The 24,863-nt window shown below is 44.7% G+C and carries 18 protein-coding genes; 8 read left to right on the top strand and 10 right to left on the bottom strand.

The window, feature by feature from the left end:
- Positions 1–4: 4 nt before the first annotated feature.
- Positions 5–2,548, top strand: coding sequence for an Ig-like domain-containing protein (locus L5M29_RS16795; protein ID WP_263169032.1), 2,544 nt, complete (start codon positions 5–7; stop codon positions 2,546–2,548).
- A 70-nt stretch (positions 2,549–2,618) separates the two neighbouring features.
- On the opposite strand, the gene astB is transcribed toward L5M29_RS16795, so the two are convergent.
- Positions 2,619–3,953 carry an N-succinylarginine dihydrolase gene (astB, locus tag L5M29_RS16800; protein WP_131523320.1) on the bottom strand — a complete coding sequence of 445 codons (1,335 nt, stop codon included), beginning with the start codon at positions 3,951–3,953 and terminating at the stop codon, positions 2,619–2,621.
- A gap of 330 nt (positions 3,954–4,283) precedes the next feature.
- Between astB and topA the strand changes: the two genes are divergently transcribed.
- Complete coding sequence (gene topA / locus L5M29_RS16805; protein WP_105252683.1) at positions 4,284–6,926, top strand: type I DNA topoisomerase; 2,643 nt, start codon at positions 4,284–4,286, stop codon at positions 6,924–6,926.
- A gap of 226 nt (positions 6,927–7,152) precedes the next feature.
- On the opposite strand, the gene zomB is transcribed toward topA, so the two are convergent.
- Positions 7,153–7,932: a flagellar motor control protein ZomB gene (gene zomB / locus L5M29_RS16810; protein WP_028759720.1), complete on the bottom strand. Its 780-nt coding sequence runs from the start codon at positions 7,930–7,932 to the stop codon at positions 7,153–7,155.
- A 228-nt stretch (positions 7,933–8,160) separates the two neighbouring features.
- Here zomB and cysB point away from each other — a divergent pair, with 228 nt between their 5' ends.
- On the top strand, positions 8,161–9,144 hold the full coding sequence (gene cysB, locus L5M29_RS16815; protein ID WP_028759721.1) for an HTH-type transcriptional regulator CysB: 984 nt from the start codon (positions 8,161–8,163) through the stop codon (positions 9,142–9,144).
- A 64-nt stretch (positions 9,145–9,208) separates the two neighbouring features.
- Here the strand turns inward: cysB and L5M29_RS16820 are convergent, their stop codons facing one another.
- The 4 genes from L5M29_RS16820 to L5M29_RS16835 all read right to left on the bottom strand — a co-directional run bounded on the left by L5M29_RS16820 (position 9,209) and on the right by L5M29_RS16835 (position 12,796).
- Positions 9,209–9,871 carry a response regulator transcription factor gene (locus L5M29_RS16820; RefSeq protein ID WP_263148394.1) on the bottom strand — a complete coding sequence of 221 codons (663 nt, stop codon included), beginning with the start codon at positions 9,869–9,871 and terminating at the stop codon, positions 9,209–9,211.
- 220 nt (positions 9,872–10,091) lie between these two features.
- A complete protein-coding gene (locus L5M29_RS16825; RefSeq protein ID WP_168825401.1) occupies positions 10,092–10,556 on the bottom strand; it encodes an acyl-CoA thioesterase in 465 nt (154 codons plus the stop codon).
- A gap of 180 nt (positions 10,557–10,736) precedes the next feature.
- The gene (locus tag L5M29_RS16830) at positions 10,737–11,801 is read right to left on the bottom strand and encodes a 3-deoxy-7-phosphoheptulonate synthase (RefSeq protein WP_028759724.1); all 1,065 of its coding nucleotides are present in this window, start codon (positions 11,799–11,801) and stop codon (positions 10,737–10,739) included.
- A gap of 182 nt (positions 11,802–11,983) precedes the next feature.
- Entirely contained in the window at positions 11,984–12,796 is an 813-nt protein-coding gene (locus L5M29_RS16835; protein ID WP_028759725.1) for a pyruvate, water dikinase regulatory protein, read from the bottom strand.
- A 124-nt stretch (positions 12,797–12,920) separates the two neighbouring features.
- On the opposite strand from L5M29_RS16835, the gene ppsA reads away from it, so the two are divergent.
- The 4 genes from ppsA (at position 12,921) to L5M29_RS16855 (ending at position 19,590) form a co-directional block, all read left to right on the top strand.
- Positions 12,921–15,290: a phosphoenolpyruvate synthase gene (ppsA, locus tag L5M29_RS16840; RefSeq protein WP_028759726.1), complete on the top strand. Its 2,370-nt coding sequence runs from the start codon at positions 12,921–12,923 to the stop codon at positions 15,288–15,290.
- A 98-nt stretch (positions 15,291–15,388) separates the two neighbouring features.
- Positions 15,389–18,430, top strand: coding sequence for an FAD-binding and (Fe-S)-binding domain-containing protein (locus L5M29_RS16845; RefSeq protein ID WP_263168941.1), 3,042 nt, complete (start codon positions 15,389–15,391; stop codon positions 18,428–18,430).
- A gap of 125 nt (positions 18,431–18,555) precedes the next feature.
- Positions 18,556–19,029, top strand: coding sequence for a DUF1285 domain-containing protein (locus tag L5M29_RS16850; RefSeq protein ID WP_212600194.1), 474 nt, complete (start codon positions 18,556–18,558; stop codon positions 19,027–19,029).
- A 144-nt stretch (positions 19,030–19,173) separates the two neighbouring features.
- Positions 19,174–19,590, top strand: coding sequence for a MarR family winged helix-turn-helix transcriptional regulator (locus L5M29_RS16855; RefSeq protein WP_028759729.1), 417 nt, complete (start codon positions 19,174–19,176; stop codon positions 19,588–19,590).
- A gap of 136 nt (positions 19,591–19,726) precedes the next feature.
- On the opposite strand, the gene L5M29_RS16860 is transcribed toward L5M29_RS16855, so the two are convergent.
- Both L5M29_RS16860 and L5M29_RS16865 read right to left on the bottom strand, forming a co-directional pair.
- On the bottom strand, positions 19,727–20,071 hold the full coding sequence (locus tag L5M29_RS16860) for a hypothetical protein (protein ID WP_011789104.1): 345 nt from the start codon (positions 20,069–20,071) through the stop codon (positions 19,727–19,729).
- Between the two features lie 211 nt (positions 20,072–20,282).
- Positions 20,283–21,317: a Glu/Leu/Phe/Val dehydrogenase dimerization domain-containing protein gene (locus L5M29_RS16865; RefSeq protein ID WP_028759730.1), complete on the bottom strand. Its 1,035-nt coding sequence runs from the start codon at positions 21,315–21,317 to the stop codon at positions 20,283–20,285.
- 280 nt (positions 21,318–21,597) lie between these two features.
- On the opposite strand from L5M29_RS16865, the gene L5M29_RS16870 reads away from it, so the two are divergent.
- The gene (locus L5M29_RS16870; protein WP_011789106.1) at positions 21,598–22,047 is read left to right on the top strand and encodes a DUF4826 family protein; all 450 of its coding nucleotides are present in this window, start codon (positions 21,598–21,600) and stop codon (positions 22,045–22,047) included.
- 172 nt (positions 22,048–22,219) lie between these two features.
- Here L5M29_RS16870 and L5M29_RS16875 read toward each other — a convergent pair whose 3' ends face one another.
- Positions 22,220–23,359, bottom strand: coding sequence for a cupin domain-containing protein (locus L5M29_RS16875; protein WP_263168944.1), 1,140 nt, complete (start codon positions 23,357–23,359; stop codon positions 22,220–22,222).
- Between the two features lie 117 nt (positions 23,360–23,476).
- Positions 23,477–24,847 carry an adenylosuccinate lyase gene (purB, locus tag L5M29_RS16880; RefSeq protein WP_263168946.1) on the bottom strand — a complete coding sequence of 457 codons (1,371 nt, stop codon included), beginning with the start codon at positions 24,845–24,847 and terminating at the stop codon, positions 23,477–23,479.
- Positions 24,848–24,863: the final 16 nt, after the last annotated feature.

Here is a 24,863-nt window from a genome sequence, read left to right on the forward strand (position 1 = left end):
ATTAATAACTGCAAATATTGAAGGTGCAGTGAATGTTAAAGTAAATGTGTTTGGTTATGACAGTACTGCCGATGTATCGCTTTATATGCAAGGTGACGGTAATGCGGTAGGGCAAGTGCCACCACCGAAACTAACACTCAGTTCAACTACCACCAACATTAACGCAGCGACCCCTGCAACCGTGACGGCAACGTTACTGGCAGCTGATGGCAGTGCCTTAGCCAACAAGTTGGTGCAATTTAGTTTAAGCAATGCGGCGTTAGGGTTATTTGACCCAGAAATTGGCTCTGTGCTGACTGACGCTAATGGTAAGGCAAGCATTAAGCTGAAGACCTTGAATATTCCAGGTGCGGGTTTTGTGTATGCTGACATAGTAGGTGTGGATGTCGCGCAAGCTTCATTGGGCGTCACCATGGCAGGCGATGGCGGGTCTTCTAAAGTGACCTTACAACTGACGGACAAGAATGGTAATCCAGCAGAGACTATCTCTACAGCTTTCTCCGGCAAGCTTAGGGCTACAGTTATTGGGTTAACTAAACCAGTGATTGTTACATTTGCATCGCCTATTGGTGATTTACCCGTGGTTACCGCAGTCACAAAGCTCATTAATAATGAATGGGTTGCTGTTGTTGATATTTTTGCGACAGATAAGTTGGGTGCAGGATTAGCGACAGCATCACTTGCTGATGGTGATGTTGGTGAAGCTATTGTTGTCGTTGGTGCGACTGACCTTAATATGGGCAGTGGTGATCCGTTTATAGATGGAGTTGCTAGCGTTAGCACAACGCAAATTTCTGCCGGTGGTACAGCTTCCGTCAGCGTCGCTATTAGGGATAATCTTGGCAATTTATACACTCAACCAGTTGCAGTTACCTTTAAATCAACATGTACTAGTCAAACACCTGCCAAAGCTGACCTAAGCTCACCTGTAACCACTATTAATGGTGTTGCTGAATCTCGTTATTTAGCCAAAGGATGTGAGGGGGATGACACAATAAATGTGTCTGCTAATACAGGTGGTTTGACTCTTTCTGCAACAGCATCTATCAATGTGTTACCAGCTAGCGCGGGCAGCATAGTGTTTGTTGATGCCAGGCCAGAAAACATTGGTATAAAAGGTACAGGTGGTAGTGAGTCCTCAACGTTACGCTTTAAAGTGTTAGATACCAATGGTAATCCTGTAGCTAACCGAGATGTCAGTTTTAAATTGAATAATCTGTCGGCAGGTTTGGGGTTAATTCCAAACTCGGCTAAGTCAAATAACGAGGGGTATGTGCAAACAGTGGTTAACTCTGGCACCGTTGCCGCCACAGTAAGAGTTACCGCGAGTATTGACGGTACAATCCCATTAATCTCTAGTCAATCCAATGTGCTTGTGGTTTCTACCGGTAAACCTGATCAAGATAGTTTCTCTTTATCTGCTTCAGAACTTAACATAGAAGGTTGGGAGCATGATGGTGCTCAAGTCACTATTACCGCCCGTTTAGCCGATGCCTTTAACAACCCTGTGCCTGATGGTACTGCTGTGGTGTTTACCGCTGAAGGTGGTTCGATTGACAGTTCTTGTCGAACTTCAAAAGGTGTATGCTCAGTGGTTTGGACCAGTCAGAATCCTCGCCCTGTAGGAGTCGATGGTAATGGACCTTTGTATGACGCAAGTGGTGCACAAATTAATGATCCTAATGCAGTGTTGAAGGAAGAAACTAATTTTGATGGTGGTAAATATTTCGGCAACCATTTTGGCCAGCCCTATGGTGGTCGGGTGACTATTACTGCAACCGCGATTGGTGAAGAGTCATTTGCGGACTTAAACAGCAATAACATTCTCGACACAGATGCTGAATTTAGTTTATTCGCTGGTTTGCCGCCCAATTGTGGCCGCGATAATAGTGGTGAATGTTATGATCTTACTGAGGCATTTGTTGATCACAATGAGGATGGTTTATACACGCCTGCTTATCCAAAGAATGGTTCAACAGATGCATCAGGTGATCGAGAAACTTTCATTGATTTCATTGATCCGGTAAGTCCAACTGGACAAGGAGTCTTTAATGTAGCGGATGGTGAGTACAGTGGTGTTCTATGTGATGACTCAGCTGCCTCATTAGTCAAATGTAGTCCTCAAGCATCAATTTCTGTTCGCCGTTCATTAGTGTTAGTAATGTCGGGGAGTGTTGCGATAGCAACCCGTATAGAAAATGTTCTGATACAAGATAAAGCCGCCGGCAATCAACAGATTGATATAGGAATTAAAGGGACAGCTTTTGTAGCTTTTACTATTTCAGATATCAATAATCAGCAAATGCCAGCAGGCTCCGTTATTAATGTTAAAGCGTCAGGGGCTACAGTAACTAGCTCAACAAGTATTATTTGGCCAAGTACAAATTATAATGGTGGTCGTGAAGTTGACGTTAGTTTAAAAGGTGGTGATGAACCTGATTCTGGGAATTTAATTGTCACCGTTACTACACCAGGTATAAAAGGTGATAATGGGGATATCGCTGGAACGACAACCGAAGTTTTAAATATTCCAATTGTCGTGAATTAGTCTTTCGTTAGTTTGTAAAACAAGGTGCCAACGGCACCTTGTTTTACATAAAAGCGAAATATCTGCCTAATTAACGCTGGAACTGATACACGCTACCTAGTTTCATGATCTGTGTCAGTTCATCTAGAGCTGTTCGAGATTCGATGATTAGCTGAGGGTCTGCAAGATCTTGGGTGGTTAATCTGTCACGGTAATGTTTGTCTACCCAAAGGTTTAAACGAGTAAATAAAGCATCATTCATCAGAGTGTGTTGATTTACCGCTGCGACTTCCACTTCATTCATGGCGACACGTAAACGAAGACAGGCAGGGCCGCCACCGTTTTGCATGCTTTGTTTTACGTCGAAATAAAGCACTTGCTTAATCGGCGTGTTTAATGTGAGTAATTCGTTCAAATAGGCAAATACCGCGGGATTTTCTTGGCAATCTGTTGGGGCAATAATCGCCATTTCACCGGATGGCAACGTAATAATTTGAGTATTGAATAAATAGCTTTTGACTGCGTCGTTAATTGCTACTTTCGCAGTTGGCACTTCAATGAAATACAGCTCAGTGTCGAGTTTACGTTTAATTTCATCGATCTTATTCTGGGTATTTAAGAAGGCTTGTTCGTGGTAGAACAGGACATTTTGATTACCTACTGCGATAACATCGTTATGGAATACACCTTGATCAATCACATCAGGATTCTGTTGGATGAAGACACAATTATCGTCTTCCAGCTGATGTAAGCGTGCGACTGCCATCGACGCTTCTAAGGTTTGTCTTGCTGGATATTTTTGTGGTTTAGGTGCGTTGGGATTGGTGGCTTCTTGTCCATAAACAAACAGCTCAACACCAGCATGGCCGTATTCATTGCAGAGACGAGTGTGGTTTGCGGCACCTTCATCACCGAAGCTATTATGCTCAGGTAAGTGACTATGGTGATGAAAATAGTGGGGATCACTGAAAGTTGCTGTTAATATGCGCCCCGTTGTCAAAGGCTCGATGCTGCGATGAAGTTTATCGACTAAATTTGCTGGGGTAAAATGCAGTTTGCCGTCACGTGTATCAGCACTTGGTGAGACGGTAGCGGCATTGGCTGTCCACATACTGGAAGCACTGCAACAGGCATTAAGTAATATGGGCGCTTCTTTTGCCGCTTGTTTTAATACATTAGCATCAGAGCCAGAAAATCCAATTCGGCGCAATGTATAGAGGTCTGGGCGCTCTTGAGGAGCTAATATTCCTTGAACCATGCCCATATCGGCTAGTGCTTTGGCTTTTTGGAGTCCTTGTTTTGCAGCAGCTTTGGGGTTGGAAACTAAGGCGGCATTGCTAAGTGAGGCGACATTGCCAAAAGACAACCCTGCGTAATTGTGTGTTGGTCCAACGAGTCCATCAAAATTCGCTTCAAAGTGCTTCATTGCTTATCCTTGTGATAGGGAAAGTTATTATTTGTTCATATGGTCCCTGAGGGAACCCAGTATACTGAAGCTTTTCGAGTGCACAAGCGGACGGTTTTGTGCTCAAAGCGACTTTTTCACGATAAATGCATAACTATTTCTTGCTTGCTGGCAAATAATGAAATATTAGTTTTTAATTACGCATATTATATTTTTACATTTTTTCAACTTTGATTAAAAAGTGACTCGCTGGTACATATAAAAGAGGGATTAACTTGAAACTATCAGTACAACCCTCTATATATGGTGCCAATTTCCACCTTCTTGAGATTTTTTGGCGCAAATTAAACTATGGGTAAATCGCTAGTTATTGTCGAATCACCGGCCAAAGCTAAGACTATTAATAAATATCTTGGCAAAGAATTCATCGTTAAATCGAGCGTAGGTCACATCCGTGATCTGCCGACATCATCGACTTCAGAAGGCAATGAAAAGGTTAAATCCGCTGCCGAAGTTAAGAAGATGTCGCCAGAAGAAAAAGCTCAATATAAAAAGGTGAAAGATCAGCAAGCGCTAGTGTCTCGTATGGGCGTAAACCCTGAAAAGGGCTGGGCGGCTAAGTACCAAATTTTGCCGGGTAAAGAAAAAGTCGTTAAAGAGTTACAGGCACTTGCCGATTCTGCTGACCAAATCTATCTCGCAACCGACTTAGACCGTGAGGGAGAAGCTATCGCCTGGCATTTGCAAGAGGTGATTGGTGGTGACCCTTCACGGTATCAACGTGTTGTTTTCAACGAAATTACTAAGTCTGCGATTCAAGATGCTTTTAGTAAACCGTCGACACTCGACACTAACATGGTTAATGCCCAACAAGCGCGCCGCTTCTTAGACAGAGTTGTCGGTTTTATGGTGTCGCCTCTACTGTGGAAAAAAGTTGCTCGCGGTTTATCCGCTGGGCGAGTGCAGTCGGTTGCCGTGCGTTTAGTGGTTGAACGCGAAAGCGAAATCAAAGCTTTTGTGCCTGAAGAATTTTGGGATGTACACGCAGAGCTCAATACGCCCGCTCAAGAAGCTTTGCGGATGGAAGTGGTTAAGCATTTAGATGCTGCCTTCAATCCTATCAATGAACAGCAAGCGATGGCTGCGGTTCAAGCGTTATCTGCGGCAAGTTTTACTGTGCTGGCCCGCGAAGATAAAGCGACTCAAAGTAAACCATCGGCTCCTTTTATTACGTCGACACTGCAACAGGCCGCGAGTACACGTTTAGGTTTTGGTGTAAAGAAGACCATGATGATGGCTCAGCGACTTTACGAAGCCGGTCATATCACTTATATGCGTACCGACTCGACCAATTTGAGTCAAGAAGCCGTTGAAAACTTGCGCGATATGATTGCCAAAGAATTTGGTGATAAGTATCTACCCGCCGAACCGATTCGATATGGATCAAAAGAAGGCGCACAAGAGGCTCACGAAGCGATTCGCCCATCAAACGTTCAAGTGCAAGCAGCGACTTTATCTGACATGGAGCGTGACGCTCAGCGCTTATATGAGCTTATTTGGCGCCAGTTTGTCTCATGTCAAATGACACCTGCACAATATGATGCCACTAAGTTGACCGTAAAAGCGGGTGATTATGAGCTCAAAGCCACGGGACGTACCTTACGTTTCGATGGTTGGACTCGTGTACAAACAGCGCTTAAGAAGAAAAACGAAGAAGACAATACGTTACCATTCGTGGCTCAGGGCGATGTATTAGCATTAAAAGAATTGCAGCCTAAACAACATTTTACTAAGCCGCCAGCACGATACAGCGAAGCTTCTTTAGTAAAAGAATTAGAAAAACGCGGCATTGGCCGCCCATCAACCTACGCAACCATCATTTCAACGATTCAAGATCGTGGTTATGTAAAAGTCGAAAATCGTCGTTTCTATGCCGAAAAAATGGGTGAAATTGTCAGCGAACGATTGGTGAGCAGTTTTGCTGATTTGATGAGCTATGACTTTACCGCCAGCATGGAGCAAACATTAGATGATGTGGCTCGGGGCGAGTTAGACTGGAAAAAAGTACTCGATGGTTTCTATGCTGACTTTACTAAGCAATTAGAAAAAGCGGAGCTGGATCCCGAAGAAGGTGGCATGCGTCTTAATCAAATGGTGATGACGGATATCAAGTGCCCAACTTGTGGTCGTCCTATGGGGATCCGCACTGGAACGACTGGTGTTTTCCTTGGTTGCTCTGGTTATGAATTACCCCCTAAAGAACGCTGTAAAACGACGATGAACCTCACGCCCGGCGTTGAGGCGATTAGCGAAAACAGTGAAGATGCCGAAACAGATGCACTGCGTGCGAAGCACCGTTGTAGTATTTGCGGCACGGCAATGGACAGTTACCTGATCGATGAGAAGCGTAAGTTACACGTCTGCGGTAACAATCCAATCTGTGAAGGCTATGAAGTCGAAGAAGGCCAATTCAAGATCAAAGGCTATGAAGGTCCACTGATTGAGTGTGATCGCTGTGGTCACGATATGGAACTGAAAAATGGTCGTTTTGGTAAGTACTTTGGCTGTACCAATGAGGAATGTAAAAATACTCGTAAACTGTTGAAAAATGGTGAGGCGGCGCCGCCAAAAGAAGATCCAATTTATTTACCTGAACTGAAATGCAGTAAATCGGATGCCCATTTCGTATTACGTGATGGTGCTGCGGGTATCTTCTTAGCGGCCAGTACTTTCCCTAAATCACGTGAAACCCGTGCGCCTCTGGTTGAGGAACTGGTTCAATACCGTGAACTGCTATGGCCTAAGTATCAGTATTTAGCGGATGCGCCAGTCACTGATGATGAAGGCAATAAGGCTGCGGTGAAGTTTAGCCGTAAGACGAAAGAGCAATACGTTGCGACTGAAGTCGATGGTAAAGCCACGGGTTGGTCTGCGCATTACGTCAATGGGAAGTGGGTGAGTGAATCTACCAAGAAGGCCAAGAAAGGCGCATAGCGGTGGATTGAGTTAGCTTAACGCCAAGAGAATAACAAAAAAGCCAAGTCAATTATGACTTGGCTTTTTTGTTTCGATTTTCTTTAGAGACTGATTTGTTGCTGTAGATAATGAGTCAGAAATGTTGCTCGCTTTACTCGCACTCACTCACCACGCCCAATAACGCTGAAGAACGAGTGTAAGACGTGCCGCTAATTCAACTTAAAGCTAAGCACACAGTAACTGATCACCATTTCTTTTTCGGCTGAAACAGCATGTCGATATCATCTTCTTCATTCTTAGGTCTAGGAGCACTGGGTTCAGATTGTTTCTGTGCGCCCATAATCTCATCAAGCAATTGTTTAGCCTCATCCACTTTACGACCAATGAAAGGGTCATTAGGCGTTTGTGCCTTAATAGCGTGCAATGTCGATAGTGCTTTAGTCACCATTTGTTTTGATGAACCATATTGCTTCATAAAGCTGGCCGCGCGGGCACGAGAAAGCATAGAATCGACATTAATTCTGAGCTGTAAACTGTCGATGCGGCTTTCTTCTTGAGCAAAAATGCTCGGATCGACTTTACCTTTATTATGCTCGGCTCTGAGTATCGCCTTTAATTTTTTTAAGGTTTGAACAAGCGCTAAAATTTGTTTGTCATTATCGGGTAGTCTGAAATTCTCAATTGGAGGAGTTTGAGGCTGGCCAGACTGTAAGCTTGTTATTTGATTATTGATATCGGCTAGGCGGCGTTGGTAGTCTGACTGTTGTTGGCCATTACTGATCGCTGTTGCAGACTGCAAGGCATCTTGTACACGCCGGTACAAAACCAACACTATATTCGTGCTACAAGGCATCATTCCGGTGTTTGATAACACAGTTTCAGTTTCATCGATAATTGCTCTTTGACGGGCAAATTCAATGCGACGCTCAGCCTCTACACGTTCTTTTTGTTGCTGTAATACGTTAATTCCGATAACAAGCAGTAAAAGCGCACCGATGAGGATCAGAACCAAGGTGAATGACATAGATGTTCCATTATTTATCCAATTGAGCTAATGCTACAATAAATCAATAAACTAGCATAGTTATCTTAGCCTAGGTTATCATTTCTGTCGTATGAATCTGTAGACTTGTGCTCTATATTCCTATTTGCTTTAATTTTTACTATATACTATAACGATTGATTATAGCTGAGAGTGCTTTGAGGGCTCAGTTGTTAATGGCATTTTGCGTGTTTGAGACAAGGAAATAAGATGAAACTGCAACAACTCAGGTATATTGCTGAGGTCGTAAAACATAACCTCAATGTATCGGCGACAGCTGAAAACTTGTATACCTCTCAACCTGGGATCAGTAAACAAGTTCGTATGCTTGAAGATGAGTTGGGGATCCAAATATTTGGTCGTAGCGGTAAGCATTTAACCCATGTCACACCTGCGGGTTTGCAAGTGATCAGCATTGCCAATGATATTTTAGGTAAAGTTGAAAGTATCAAAAAAGTGTCTGAAGAATATACTAAGCCAGATCAAGGTGAGTTAAATATTTCCACAACAGATACTCAGGCACGCTATGCATTACCGACGATAATTCGTCAGTTTATTGATCGCTATCCTAAAGTGAACTTGCATATGCACCAAGGGACACCGTCGCAGATCAGCGAACAGGCGGCTCGCGGTGATGCAGATTTTGCCATTGCGACCGAAGCAATGCATTTATATTCAGATCTGATAATGTTGCCTTGTTACCACTGGAACCGCTCTATCGTTGTGCCCAAAGACCATCCTCTTGCGACCCGCAATCAAGGCAGCTTGATTAGTATCGAAGATTTAGCCCGTTTCCCCTTAGTGACCTATGTCTTTGGTTTTGACCGTGCTTCTGAAATTGAGAAAGCGTTCAATCGGGCCAATTTAGAGCCGCGTGTTGTCTTTAGTGCGACCAGTGCCGACGTGCTTAAAACCTATGTTCGTTTAGGATTAGGCGTGGGGGTCATCGCGTCTATGGCCATTGATCCAAATGTTGATAAAGATTTAGTTGCTATTGATGCCGGTCATTTGTTTGCCCACAGTACGACTAAAATTGGTTTTAGGAAGGGCAGTTTCTTGCGCAGTTATATGTATGATTTTATTCAGCACTTTGCGCCGCATTTAACCCGTGATGTGGTGGAGAAAGCCGTAGCATTACGGGATCAACAGCTCATAGATGAAATGTTTGCCGATAAAAATCTGCCAATGCGTTAATTGGCGATGATTTACTGACATAAAAATGCCGCTAATAAAAGCGGCATTTTTATGGGTTTAGCGATTAAGATAAATCGACTTTATCCATCTCGAGTTGCGCAAGGGCAATAACTGCTTGAGTGCGGTTGCGAACGCCAAGTTTTCTAAATATGGCGGTAGCGTGCGCCTTGATGGTCGCTTCTGACACGCCAAGATCGTAGGCTATTTGTTTATTTAATAAACCTTCGGCAAACATCTGCAACACTTTATATTGTTGCGGAGTGAGATCGGATAACTTGCTGGCCATTTTATCAATGGCATCGTCATTGATAGCAATAATCTCAGTGCCTTTAGGCAACCAAATATCACCGAATAACACCGCACTTAGCGCCTCTTTTAGGGTTTCCATTGAAGCTGATTTAGGGATAAAACCACTGCTGCCATAATGAATCGCACGGCTAATGGTATTGATATCCTCGTGGGCTGAAATCACCACAACGGGTAACTCAGGATAATGTGAGCGTAGGTGGATAAGTGTGGAGTAGCCGTGGGACCCCGGCATCTGCAGATCTAACAGTACAAGATCGTAATCGATGCTTCGAACATCCAATACAGATTGCAGTGCGTCAGCACTGTCGGCTTCAAACCACTGTGCATGCTCGAAAGCGCTGGTCAGCGCTTGACGTAGTGCATTTCTGAACAATGGATGATCGTCTGCGATAATAATATTTAAGTTTTCTAGCTTCATGGCTTTTATGATTATGTTCGGTGCGCGTGAAGATTGAACTCAATGTAACAGAAAAGTAATCAAGGATCCTATTGCTTTATTCAGGAATAAGGACAAAATTTTGATATGTTTCTGGTTGTTAGACTTTGGTCGGTGTTTTACAGGGAAAAAGATGGACAGTATAGTTTCAATTGAAAGCCCGAAAGTACGGGCTAACCTATACTTTAAAATCGTCTAAAAACTACCCATATGTCCACACTTTTGTAGGATTTCGTTGTTCGTCAACCGCAACAAAGGTGAACACACCACGTATGGCATGCTCTCGATGGTCTTGATACATGTCTTCGACATAGATGTTGACTTCAACTTTTAATGACGTATTACCTACATGGATCACACGAGCGATGAGTTCGGCTAGTGTGCCAGCTGGGATAGGCTTTTTAAAATCAATTCTATCGGAACTCACTGTGACTAAGGTTTTACGGCAGAAACGAGTTGCCGCAATAAAGGCTGTTTCATCCATCCACGCTAAAGCTTCGCCACCAAATAACGTATTGTGATGGTTGGTGATTGAGGGGAATACTGCTTTAATCACGCGCGCTTCTGAGGAATCAATTCGAGTTTGAATCGCGTCAGGAAAGGGTGTTTCAGCGGCTTCGATTCGTGAGGTATTTTCGGTGTTTGTGGACATGGGGGTAAGCGACATACAGCAACCTAAGGTAATGCAGCAAAATAAGCTCGAATTATAAAGATTTATGGTGGTTAAAGATAGAAAACTACAGGCTTTAAGGTGCAGTAGGCATATGACTGAGGATAATGTCATGCTTCCAATAAAAAAACCGAAATGAGATCGGTTTTTTATTGGACGATTTATTTTACTTCAGATTTATTTGGTTAACAGTGCTTTTCTTTCGCGGGAAGCCGCTGCGAGCTTACGTAGCAGAATTTCAGAGTCGTCCCAATGTAAGCAGGCGTCTGTGATACTTTGGCCATAACAGAGTGGCTGGCCTTCAACGACTTTTTGATTACCTTCTTGTAAGAAGCTTTCAGCCATTATACCTGCGATGGCAGTGCTGCCAGCACGCATTTGAGTCATAATTTCATCGGCGACCATCAGTTGTTTGAGATGGTTCTTCTCACTGTTTCCGTGGCTGAAATCGATAACCATACGTTGAGTTACCCCAACAGATGCAAGCTGTTGACGCGCTTCTTCGATATCTTGTGCGTGATAATTAGGTTTTTTACCACCACGTAGGATGATATGGCCAAACGGGTTACCGTGGGTGCGATAGACCGCCATAGCGCCATCTTTATCTGGTGAATAGAAAACATGTGGCACTTGTGCGGCACGCACTGCATCAACGGCAATATTGATGTTCCCATCAGTACCATTTTTAAAACCAACCGGGCAGGACAGTGCTGAAGCCATTTCACGGTGGACTTGGCTTTCCGTAGTACGCGCACCAATCGCACCCCAAGTAATGAGATCCGCTATGTACTGACCGTTCACCATATCTAAAAATTCGGTGGCGATAGGCAATTTTAATTCAGTGATTTGTTGCAGCAACTCGCGGGCAATGCGTAAACCTTTGTTTGGTTCGAAACTGCCATCGAGATCGGGATCTGAAATTAATCCTTTCCAACCGACAATTGTGCGGGGTTTTTCAAAATAGACGCGCATTAAGATACACAAGTCATCTTTCAATTCCTGGTGTAACGCGGCTAAGCGTTGAGCATAATCTAATGCCGCTTTAGTATCGTGGATTGAACATGGGCCTATGATCACTAATAGACGTTGGTCTTCACCCATAATGATGGCTTCGACTTCACGACGTTGCTGAACCAGATAATCGGCTGCATCTTGAGTTAATGGGAACTCAGATGCCAGTTGCGCAGGTGAGATGACTTTTGCTAATAAGGAAGTGCGTAGTTCGTCTGTTTTTATGGTCATTCAAAATACCGAGCTTGCGTGCGGCGCTTTTCGCCAGATTGCCTCGGATTATAACGAATCGAACCGAGTTGCACAGTGCCAATTGCGTTAATTGTCGGCAACTGTGCAATGAATTTGATTTAAGTTAGTTTCTTTTAGACTAAATTCACTCGGTTTCTTTTGCTGATTTTGGCTTATTAGGCTTAGAACATATGCCGTTCTAGGCCCGTGACATCTAATATTTTAGTGGCAATTTCTTCCACGGAATGATTAGTGGTGTCTATGTAAGGAATGCGTTCGCGTTTAAACAGCATTTCCACTTCTTTGACTTCTAAGCGGCACTGTTTGAGCGATGAATAGCGGCTATTCTCCATTCGACTCTGACGGATTTCATGTAAACGCACGGGATCAATCGTTAAACCAAACAGTTTTTTCTTATTGCGTTTCAGCGCTTCAGGTAACTTAAGGTTATCCATATCATCTTCGGTGAAAGGGTAGTTTGCCGCTTTTATACCGAACTGCATTGATAAATACAGGCTCGATGGCGTTTTGCCACAGCGAGAGACCCCAAGTAAAACCAGATCGGCTTGATCCATATGTTTCATGGTCTGGCCATCATCGTTATCCATGGCGAAATTAATGGCATCAATACGCGCTTCATAGCCGTGATTCGCTTTTCCATGGGTTCTATGTACAACTGGAGAGGCAGAAACACCTAAATGTTGTTCGAGTGGGGCCACAAAAGTATTCAAAAAATCATAATCAACCCCTTCACTCGAGTAGATGATGTCGCGGATCTCGGCTTTTACGATGGAATGGAATACTAACGGCCGCTCACCTGTTGTAATAAAACAATCATTAATTTGTCGCTTAACTTGCTCCGCTTTCGTCAAAGTTTCGACGAATGGAATTGTAAGTGACTCAAATTCTAATGGAAATTGCGAGAGAACCGCATGACCAAAAACTTCAGCTGTGATCGCTGTCCCGTCGGAGATATAGAATACTTTTGGTGCCATACTGACCTCTTGTAGTAATAAAATTACAAATAAAATTATAGATTTACGCGTGTTCGACAGGAGTGTAAAATGCCGCTGCCCTCGTGTGAAGGGGCCACTGAAATAAACTTGCGGAGATAGAACTGTGCAGCAATACGTACTCTGGTATCAAGAATTAGGCATGGGTGACGTCAACTTAGTTGGCGGTAAAAATGCTTCTCTAGGCGAGATGATCAGCAATCTGGCCAATGCCGGTGTTCAAGTACCTGGCGGATTTGCGACAACTTCCCATGCGTTCAACGAGTTCCTTGAACAAAGCGGAGTTAACCAGAAGATTTATGACATTCTAGCCACACTGGATGTAGATGATGTCAATGCGCTGGCTAAAGTAGGTGCACAGATCAGGCAGTGGGTTATCGACACCCCATTTCAACCAGCATTAGAGCAAGCCATTCGTGAAGCTTACGATAAACTTGCCGCTGAAACTAGCGAAGCGTCATTCGCGGTACGTTCTTCTGCAACAGCTGAAGATATGCCAGATGCGTCTTTTGCGGGTCAGCAAGAAACTTTCCTAAACGTTAAAGGTTTTGAATCTGTACTAACGGCTATCAAGCACGTTTACGCTTCACTCTTTAACGACCGCGCGATTTCTTACCGTGTTCACCAAGGTTACGAACACCACGGTGTTGCCTTGTCTGCTGGCGTGCAACGCATGGTTCGTTCAGACAAAGCGGCTTCAGGTGTGATGTTCACTATGGACACTGAATCTGGCAATAATGATGTGGTGTTTATCACTTCATCTTTTGGTCTGGGTGAAATGGTTGTTCAAGGCGCGGTAAACCCAGATGAATTTTATGTTCATAAACCTATTTTAGCCTTAGGTCATAAGGCAGTTGTGCGCCGTAATATCGGTAGCAAGCTCATCCAAATGGTGTATTCAGATGATGCTGCTCACGGCAAACAAGTCAAAATTGAAGATGTGACTGCTGACAAACGTCGTCAATTCTCTATCAATGACGCTGAAGTTGAAGAATTAGCCAAACAAGCCATGGTGATCGAAAAGCATTACGGTCGTCCAATGGACATCGAATGGGCAAAAGACGGCAACGATGGCAAATTGTATATCGTTCAAGCGCGTCCAGAAACGGTTCGTAGCCGTGAAGATGTGCAATTGATCGAGCGTTATCACTTAAAGAGCCGTGGCGCTGTGATCTGTGAAGGTCGCGCTATCGGTCATAAAGTGGGTACTGGTGTCGCCAAAGTATTAACGTCAATCGCCGATATGGATCAAATCCAACCTGGTGATGTGTTAGTGACAGACATGACAGATCCAGATTGGGAACCTATCATGAAGCGCGCAAGTGCTATCGTTACAAACCGTGGCGGTCGTACCTGTCATGCGGCAATTATCGCCCGCGAATTAGGTGTACCAGCGGTGGTGGGTTGTGGTGACGTGACTGACCGTATCAAGAATGGTCAAATCGTGACTGTTTCTTGCGCCGAAGGTGACACTGGCTTTATCTACGAAGGTAAACAAGAATTTGAAGTGATTTCAAACCGTGTTGACTCTCTGCCTGCATTGCCAATGAAAATCATGATGAACGTGGGGAACCCTGATCGTGCATTTGATTTTGCTCGTTTGCCAAACGAAGGTGTGGGTCTAGCGCGTTTAGAATTCATCATCAACCGTATGATCGGCATCCATCCAAAGGCACTGCTCGAATTCAATCAACAGGATGCAGCGTTGCAAACTGAAATCAACGAAATGATTGCTGGTTATGAATCACCTGTTGAGTTCTATATTGCCCGTCTGGTTGAAGGTATTGCGACTATCGGTTCAGCTTTCTATCCAAAGAAAGTGATCGTACGTATGTCAGACTTTAAGTCTAACGAATACGCAAACTTGGTTGGTGGTGACAGATACGAGCCGGAAGAAGAGAACCCAATGCTGGGCTTCCGCGGTGCGAGCCGTTATATCTCTGAATCCTTCCGTGACTGTTTTGCCCTTGAGTGTGAAGCGATCAAACGCGTTCGTAATGACATGGGTCTGAAAAACGTTGAAGTCATGATCCCATTCGTTCGCACAGTGAAAGAAGCTGAGCAAGTGGTCGGCCTGCTCAAAGAGCAAGGTTTAGAGCGCGGTAAAGACGGTTTACGTGTCATCATGATGTGTGAAGTGCCTTCAAACGCCCTGTTAGCAGACCAATTCCTTGAGCATTTCGATGGCTTCTCTATCGGCTCAAACGATTTAACTCAGCTGACACTCGGCCTTGACCGTGACTCAGGTATCATTAGCCATTTATTCGATGAGCGTGATGAAGCCGTTAAAATGCTACTTTCATTAGCCATTAAAGCGGCTAAAGCGAAGGGCGCTTACATAGGTATTTGTGGTCAAGGTCCTTCAGATCACGCTGATTTTGCCGCTTGGTTGGTAGAACAAGGCATAGATACAGTGTCATTAAACCCTGATACTGTGATTGATACTTGGTTGTATTTAGCCGAAGCGCACGGTTGATCTAGATAGTAATTTTATAAACTTGTTAAAAAAGCCGCTTTTTAGCGGCTTTTTTTTGTTTATAATGGCGCCATAACGATAATTGACAGAAGCCATCTATGCTACCCCTGCTATCACATCAACAAACATTAGAGCCAGTGTATTTGGCATACCTTGATGCACTGGAGCAAAGTGAGTATTCCGGTGATATAGACAAACGTTACAGCGCACGTTTAGTGCAAGCCACCGACAACTCTGTATATCAATTTTTGCCTCAAGCTGTGTTATATCCTAAAAATCAGCAGGATATTCAAATTGCATTGACGCTGGCTGCTACTGACGCATTTCGCAGCGTGACCTTCAGTGCGCGGGGCGGTGGTACGGGCACCAACGGACAATCACTGACCCATGGTTTGATTTTGGATGTGTCGCGTTACATGAACCGTGTGCTCGAAGTGAATGCTGAGCAAGGTTGGGTTCGAGTCGAAGCTGGCGTGATTAAAGATGCGCTTAACGATGCATTGCGTCCCCATGGATTTTTTTTTAGTCCCGATTTATCCACTTCAAACCGCGCCACTATTGGTGGCATGATCAATACCGATGCCTCGGGTGCGGGCTCACTGGTCTATGGTAAGACGTCAGATCACGTGCTGGCGCTGCGCAGTGTGCTGATCGATGGCAGTGTGCTGGATACGCATCCCCTAGATGCGGGACTACTGTGTAACCCCGATAATGTCAGTGATAATTCGCTGGGGCAGAAACTGATTTCTGCTGTGGCGGCGGTATGCCGTGAAAAGCGTACTCAGATTGAAAACCAATTTCCTAAGCTCAATCGTTTTCTCACTGGCTATGACTTAAAACACGTGTGGAACGACAAGCTGACGCAATTCGATTTATCACGAATTCTGACGGGCTCAGAGGGCACGCTTGCGGTGATAACCGAAGCCAAACTTAATATCACCCCGCTGCCGACTGAGCGCGCTATGGTGAACATTAAGTACGATTCGTTCCAATCGGCATTGCGTCATGCGCCATCCTTAGTTGCCGCGCGGGCGACTGTGGTCGAAACCGTCGATTCAAAAGTGCTTAATTTAGCCCGTGAAGATATTGTCTGGCATTCAGTGGCTGATCTTATCCAAGAAGTGCCAGGTAAAGTTATTGATGGCCTCAATATGGTCGAATTTGCAGGTGACACGGTCGAAGTTGAGCAAAAGCTCGCGAGTTTGGAAGCTGTGTTAACTGAGCAGATCAGCAAAGGCGAGTGCGGTGTATTGGGTTACCAAGTGACGCAAGATAAGCCGAGTATCGAAAAAATTTACGGCATGCGTAAAAAAGCCGTTGGCTTACTCGGCGCCACTAAAGGTCGCCGTAAGCCTATCGCCTTTGCTGAAGATACTGCGGTACCGCCCGAAAAACTCGCCGATTACATTATGGAGTTTCGCGCGTTACTCGACGGGCATAATCTGCAATACGGTATGTTCGGCCATGTGGATGCGGGCGTGTTGCATGTTCGTCCCGCGCTCGATATGTGCGATGTTGAAGATGAAAAATTACTACGAGTCATTTCTGATCAAGTCGCGGCACTGACGCTTAAATACGGCGGCTTAATGTGGGGCGAGCACGGTAAAGGCGTGCGCGGTGAATACGGTCCAGCTGTCTTTGGTGATGAACTTTATGGTGTGTTGCAAGATATTAAAGGTTTGTTTGACCCCGATAACCGATTCAATCCCGGCAAGCTGGTGGCGCCTAAAGATACAGGTGCCCTCTATTACGATGTCGACAGTGCTAAGCGCGGTAAGTTTGATCGACAAATCCCCGTTGATGTGCGTGATGCGTTCCCCGATGTGATGAATTGTAACGGTAATGGCCTGTGTTTTAATTACAGTAGCTATTCGCCCATGTGCCCATCGTTTAAGGTGACGGGTGACAGAGTGCAGTCACCTAAGGGGCGTGCTGGGCTCATGAGAGAGTGGCTAAGGCTACTTGAGGCTGAAGGGGTTGATGTTAATGCCCTCGCAAAAGCGAAACCTTTTGGTATATTGCAGCGCATACAAAATACCATTAATGCCAAACGTGATTATGATTACTCCCACGAAGTGATGGAATCGCTTAAGGGCTGTTTAGCCTGTAAAGCCTGCTCTGGACAATGTCCGGTCAAAGTGGATGTGCCTAAGTTTAGGGCGCAGTTCTTCAATATTTACTATCAACGCTATTTAAGACCCGCGAAAGACTATCTCGTTGCAGGGATTGAAGATAGCTTACCATTGATGGCTGCGGCACCGCGTCTCACTAATTTTGTCGCACAAAATCCATTGAGCCAATGGGTGATTAAACAGGCGATTGGTTATGTGGATGCGCCTGCGTTATCTGTGCCGACTTTGAAGCAAAGACTCGATGGTCATGCAAGCCGTGGTTACGACTTAGCTGCGTTGCAAGCGATTCCTGAAGAGAAGCGCTCGCAGTTTGTGTTGGTGGTACAAGATCCTTTTAACAGTTTCTATGACTCAGGTCTTGTGCTGCGCTTTATCCAATTGATAGAAAAACTCGGCTTAAAGCCGGTGTTATTGCCCTACAAACCCAATGGTAAGCCAACACATATCAAGGGATTTTTAGATAAGTTTGCTAAAACGGCGCAGTCGAGTGCGGACTTTCTGAACCAAGTCCATAAACTGGGCATGCCCATGGTCGGTATCGATCCTGCCTTAGTCTTGTGTTATCGCGATGAATACCGTGAAGTCTTAGGGGCTAATCGCGGTAATTTTGAGGTCAAGTTAGCCAACGAATGGCTACTGAATGTCATCAAAGATTTACCTGCAAAAGCTGCGCAAGGTAAGCAATATACTTGGTTTAGTCATTGTACCGAATCGACGGCCAAGCCAAATACCGCCAATGAGTGGACTAAAATCTTTGCCCATTTTGGCGCTAAGTTAACCGCAGTCAATTTAGGTTGTTGTGGTATGGCGGGAACCTATGGTCATGAGGCAGAAAACCTCGAGCGCTCTAAGGCCTTGTTTGATATGTCTTGGCAGCAAACGCTAGCGAAAATTGAGCAGCCGCAAGTGTTAGTGTCTGGCTATTCGTGCCGTAGTCAGGTAAAACGTTTTGCCGGATACAAGCCAAAGCATCCACTTGAGGCCTTACTCGAGTTAGCAAATATTTAATAGTGTTTATGCCGTTTTGATTGCGCTAGTCAGATCGTAATTATCCTCACTGGTATATCCCAGTGTTGAATGTCACACTAAAGCCAGCCGCAAGGCTGGTTTTTTTATGGATGATGGAGGCCTAGATGGAAAAGATGACTGACAGTATTCAACACACGCTCAAACAATTCGCCGCTGATAGTAGGCTAACCTCGGTTGTGCCATTGTGCAGTGAAGTCCCATTGTTTGACATTAACGCCTTGGGTGATTGGACATATCTAGGCACATCGCTGCCAGCAAAGTTTGCTAAGTTGTTCGCCAGTATTTTACATTGCATCGATGATGAGTATTTCTTAATTACCCCAGTGGAGAAGGTGCGAGTGCGGGTTGAAGATGCTCCCTTACTGATTGTCGATTTCGAGCGAGCGCAACCCCATTCGCTGCTCAATGTAAGAACCAGTATTGAAACACAGCACCATAAAGTCGATATAAAACAGATGAAGCTCACCGATGACAGTGTTTATTTGCCGCTTGAGCGCGGTTTATGGGGCAAATTAGGTCGGGCCTGTTACTATAATTTTGTGAATGAATTCAATTTATCTGATCTAGATGAGGAATGAGCTCGTAGGTTAATCACATAATTTGCTGTGGTCTAAGCTAGTTTATTATGGGTTAAGTGGTAGTATTAAAACTAACTCTGGGTTCCTATGATGGCGTGCAGAGTAAGTGAAAACGCGTTAAACCTTTGCTGTAGGAGGTGCTGTTTGAATCGTCATGAAAGCTTAGGCTATCTTGTATCCCACTTAAATATCGAGCTGCAAAATGAGCTTGATCTGCATCTTAAGCGATATCAACTCGATATAAAACTGTGGCCTGTGCTGTTTGCTTTGTGGCAAGAAGAGGGCATAAGCCAAACTGAATTGTCTAAGCGTTGCGATGTGGCAAATTACACTATGACGCGCTTACTCGATCAGTTGCAGGTGCAAGGTCTTATTACTCGCCATCAAGAAGTCGATAATCGGCGTGCCTTCCAAATCTTTTTGACCGATGAAGCCAAAGCATTAGAGCAAGATCTTATTTGCGAAGCTGAGCGGGTCAATGAAAAATTCCTGTCAAATCTAAGTGAAGATGAACAACAGACATTCATTTTACTATTAAATAAAATCAACCGTTTGGCTTGAGATTTTGAATCTAATGGGTATGGAGGAAAACTGTGGTTTAGCCGTTTTTACTTCTATCTGTATGTGATTATCTAAATCATGTTCCCAGTTTAATCCCACCCACTATGCCTCACTTTGCGGGATTAAACTGGTTTGATTAATTCAAGTAAAGTGCAAAGACGCAAAGCAGACTGACGGCTATCACTGAGTGCTGTAAATAACGACGGCTGGCTAATAAATTTTCTTTGCCTTGTTTTAGGCTAGCGACGAGTCTATGTTGCTTATAAATTCGGCACATGAGTTCATCAGTTTGGGGATCGATAAGCAGTTCAAACTTGCAAGGCGCGCCGTCTTTAAGCTGAATGGTATGCTCGCTTTGAGGCTTAAAGTTAAGCTTGTGCGACACCATCTGGCCATTAACGAAGACCCGCTCTAAACCACTCCAATTGCTGGCTTGCAGTTCTACCACATCTTGGTTGAGATCATATTTGAAACGGATCATAGCGCTATCCTGTGCTGGGACCTGATAGACTAATTCAAGCAGACAAATATGACGTTTTCCAGCGTGATTAAATGAATATTCTGTGTCGAAATTAAAAGCGCGGCTAAACCATGAGCTTAGTGATAGATTAAATTTTAGATAACAAAAAAGCGACCAGAAGTCGCTTTTTTCAATATTTGGCGGGCATAAAAATAATAAACGCGTAGAAAAATTACTGCTTAGCGGCTTCGATAATGGCTTTCGCCATTTCATCAGCCACGGCGCCGGTTGTACGGTTCTGCGCATCGGCTTGGCTGAATATTTTCAGCAGCGTGTTGTAAATTTCTTCTACTTTAGCAGTCGATTTTGCTGCGTCGTAATCTTTTTCGAACGACACGTTGATAATGCCGCCTGCGTTAATCACATAGTCTGGCGCGTATAGTATGCCCATTTCTTTCAGTTGTTCACCGTGGCGTACTTCGGCTAATTGGTTGTTGGCACAGCCAGCAACAATTTTGGCTTTCAGTTGCGGTAAGGTCGCATCGTTTAAGGTTGCGCCAAGGGCACAAGGGGCATACACATCCACATCTTGCGCGTAGATTTCTTGAGGTGCGACAACAATGGCACCAAAGTCGGTAGCGACTTTATCTAACGAGGCTTGATGAATGTCAGTAACAATCAGTTCTGCGCCTTCGTTATGCAAGTGTTTGCACAGGTAATAGCCAACGTGACCGACGCCTTGAACGGCGATTTTAAGGCCTTTAAGGCTGTCTAAACCAAGTCTATGTTTAACTGCAGCTTTGATGCCTAAATAAGTGCCAAGGGCTGTGAACGGTGATGGATCGCCACTTTTGCCTTCAAGACCTGCCATATAAGGGGTTTCTTCATGGGCGATCATAATATCAGCTGTAGTAGTGCCAACATCTTCCGCTGAATAGTAGCGGCCACCTAGGCTGTTAATCAAACGGCCAAAGGCGCGGAACAGCGCTTCGCGATCCTGTCTTTTCGGATCGGCAATGATCACGGATTTACCACCGCCCATGGTTAAACCTGCTAGGGCATTTTTATAAGTCATGCCACGAGAAAGGCGTAATACGTCAGTCAGGGCTTCATCATCCGATTGGTAGTTCCACATCCTACATCCACCCACGGCAGGACCAAGGTTAGTGTTATGGATGGCGACAATGGCCTTTAAGCCACTTTCTTTATCATGACAGAATACAACCTGTTCATGTTCGTCAAAGGATACATGATTAAATACAGCCACGTGAATTTCTCCGCTATACACAATGAAAAAGCCGACGAGGTGAGCCTCTATCGACTGCTTGTTATATTTATTGCAGAACCATAGCATTTAGCGATACTCTCAACCATGCATAATGACCGAATAAATACATTATTTGTGGCAATTTAGCTTTCCACTTTACGTAAACGTAAGCTTTGCGATTAAGAATGGATTGTACTGAATTTAACGTAACGAATAGAATGAATCGCGTACTGATCCCAAGAATTAGGCTCGCGTTATAACAATAAGATAGGACGGAAGTATGACTGAACAAGCTGTCGACCAAACTCAACAAAATTTATCAGCTGAAGAAATAGAAAAGCTGCGTCAAGAGTGGGTCAGAACTCAATTTCAAAAAGCCAATCGTTTTCTCGCTGAAAAAGGCGTGATCCCAAGCAAAGTCCTAGCCGATGAAAGCCGTTATCTTGCGCCTTATATGGCGATTTGGAAGATGGAATCAAAGCGCCCAAGCAACAAAACCTATTGGGTGATGTCAGGTGATTTACCGTCGGATTTTGTCGATGTCAAAGTGGCGGCGACGGCCCGTGATGCCGTGCGTCATTTCTCTATGATGTGGCAAATGCAGGCGGAAAACTTAGTGCGTTCGGGTGCAACCCGTGATGCCACTCAGGCTAAATTTGCTCAATTATTAGTATCGCGTGCCGAGAGTTTATATCGTATGCACAACGACGATAAACTGTGGAATGCTTAAACTCAAATGAGTTAAGGATTGTATTTAGATAGTATTGAGTTAATACAGTCACTTGTGTCGATTGATACTGATAATTGAAATAATAAGGCACTCAATTGAGTGCCTTATTTATGTTGATGTTTTATTTACACTTTATATTAAGAAAAAGGTCATCGAGCAGAGTCGATAGGGCTTATTCTTCGCTGTCGCTCAAGTAGTAGAAACCTTGATTGATGAGTTTCAACAGTAAGGCTTGGACTTCTTCATGCTGACATATTTCAGTCGCTTCATCGGCGCTTAAGCTGACGTTATCGCTCAACTGTGCGATAACATCTGCCGGTGTATTGGGCAGTTCATGCACGTCACCATTGATGAATAATCGCGGCGTGGAGTCATTTTCAAGGCGCAATACTTTCAAACCGCCGATACGGCTGACGCCAGCACCTTGGGCGAAGGCATCTTGCAAATCTTCAATGCTGTAAGCTTCTTCGCCTTCACACAAATCAAGTTCGAAACGGTTTTGACTGAGTAGCTTACCTAACACGATTTGGTAGCTATTGGGATCTTGGCTCAGCTGACTCAAGAGTGACATTATGCCCACTTGATGATCTTGGCTGACGATACCGGCTGAACTCGGTTCAGTTTGCGACGTGAAACGCTGCTGACCTAAGTTATTGTCGAGCAAATAATCGGCGACTTCACTGACCAATTCTTGCTGGCTAGGAGCACGGAAACCAATCGAGTAACTCATTGCCACAGTTAGGGTTTCGCCGCAATGCGGGAAACCGGGTGGAATATAAAGCATGTCGCCTTTTTCTAACACTACATCGATAATGGGGGTGAAGTCTTCAACCAGCGGCGAGTTGGGATTGCCACCACGGCGTTGTTGCGGGGTATTGTCACCCACAGTCCAGCGACGCTTACCTTCGCCTTGAATGATAAACACATCGTAGTTATCGACGTGTGGGCCGACACCGCCACTTGGGGTTGCAAATGATGCCATCAAGTCATCGAAGCGCCAGTCAGGTAAAAAGCGGAGAGCTTCAACTAATGGCTGCGAATCTGGATACCAATGGTTGACTGCTTGCACTAATAACTGCCAATGGGTTTCGCCATAGCTGTCGTAATCTTCAAACGGACCTTGCACCACTTCCCAATCATTGTCTTTGGTTACGACGATGCGTGAAGAGATTTCTTCTTCACAGGCAAGGCCTGCTAATTCATCGGCGCTGATAGGATCTTCAAACTGCGGAAACGCTTTTTTGATCAGCAGGGGTTTCTTTTGCCAGTACTCACTAAGAAACTGGGCGATATCGAGATTGAGTGTATACATAGTGTTAAAAAAGGCGACCACATCGCGGTGATGTGAGTCGCCTTAATCCTTATTTCTGTTTATGAAAGAGTATTGTCCATCGCCAATTTCAGCTAATAACTAAGTTCAGTTAAAAACTTACTTCAGTTCGTCGACAAACGTTTCGGCGCGACCAATGTAATTGGCGGGCGTCATTTTCTTCAGTTCAGCTTTCACTGAGTCTGGTAATTCAAGTCCGTCAATAAACACTGACAGTTGCTGCGCGTCGATACGTTTACCGCGCGTCAGTTCTTTTAATTTTTCGTATGGCTTTTCAATGCCATAACGACGCATCACCGTTTGTACGGGTTCTGCTAACACTTCCCAGTTGTGATCGAGTTCATCACGCAGATGCGCTTCGTTAACTTCTAACTTGCTGATGCCTTTTAAGGTCGCTTGATACGCGATCAACGCATGGGCAATACCCACGCCTAAGTTACGCAGTACAGTCGAGTCAGTTAAGTCACGTTGCCATCTTGATAGCGGCAGCTTAGACGCTAAATGTTGCATCAGGGCGTTAGCGATACCTAAGTTACCTTCAGAGTTTTCAAAATCGATTGGGTTAACTTTGTGCGGCATAGTCGATGAACCGATTTCACCAGCGATAGTGCGTTGTTTGAAGTGACCTAGGGCGATGTAACCCCAAATATCACGGTCAAAGTCAATCAGCACAGTGTTGAAACGGGCAACCGCATCAAACAATTCGGCAATGTAATCGTGTGGCTCGATTTGCGTCGTGTAGGCATTCCAGTGCAAGCCAAGGCTAGTCACAAAACGCTCTGACAGCTCATGCCAATTAACTTCAGGATAGGCTGACAGGTGAGCATTGTAGTTACCTACGGCACCGTTCAGTTTGCCCATGATTTCAACATTGGCGATTTGTTTGATTTGACGTTCAAGGCGCACTGCGACGTTCGCCATCTCTTTACCGAGCGTCGATGGGGACGCGGGTTGGCCATGGGTGCGTGACATTAACGGCACAGAGCGATATTCAATCGCCAGCTTTTTAATCGCAGTCAGTAACTCGTTGCAGTAGGGCAGTAATACTTGTTCACGGGCTTCAGTCAACATTAAACCGTGGCTTAAGTTATTGATATCTTCAGAGGTACAGGCAAAGTGAACAAACTCACCTACAGCGGCTAACTCGGCATTGTCGGCGATTTTTTCTTTGATGAAATATTCAACCGCTTTCACATCGTGGTTAGTGGTGCTTTCGATAGCCTTAACACGCAGCGCATCTTGTTCGTTGAAATTGTCTTTAATGCCATCGAGCACGGCGATAGCTGACGCGCTCAATGTTGGCACTTCGCTAATGTCTGGACAGTCGGCTAACAGTTTTAGCCAATTGATTTCAACCTGAACACGGTACTTGGTAAGACCGAACTCGCTGAAAATCCCTCTCAATGACGCGGTTTTACTACCATAACGACCGTCTACCGGAGAGATAGCAGTTAGTGCGGAAAGATCCATGTGTAGCTCCTTGATG

Origin of the sequence: Shewanella sp. SM95 (assembly GCF_025653595.1) — a bacterium.
Lineage (GTDB): Bacteria > Pseudomonadota > Gammaproteobacteria > Enterobacterales > Shewanellaceae > Shewanella > Shewanella oncorhynchi.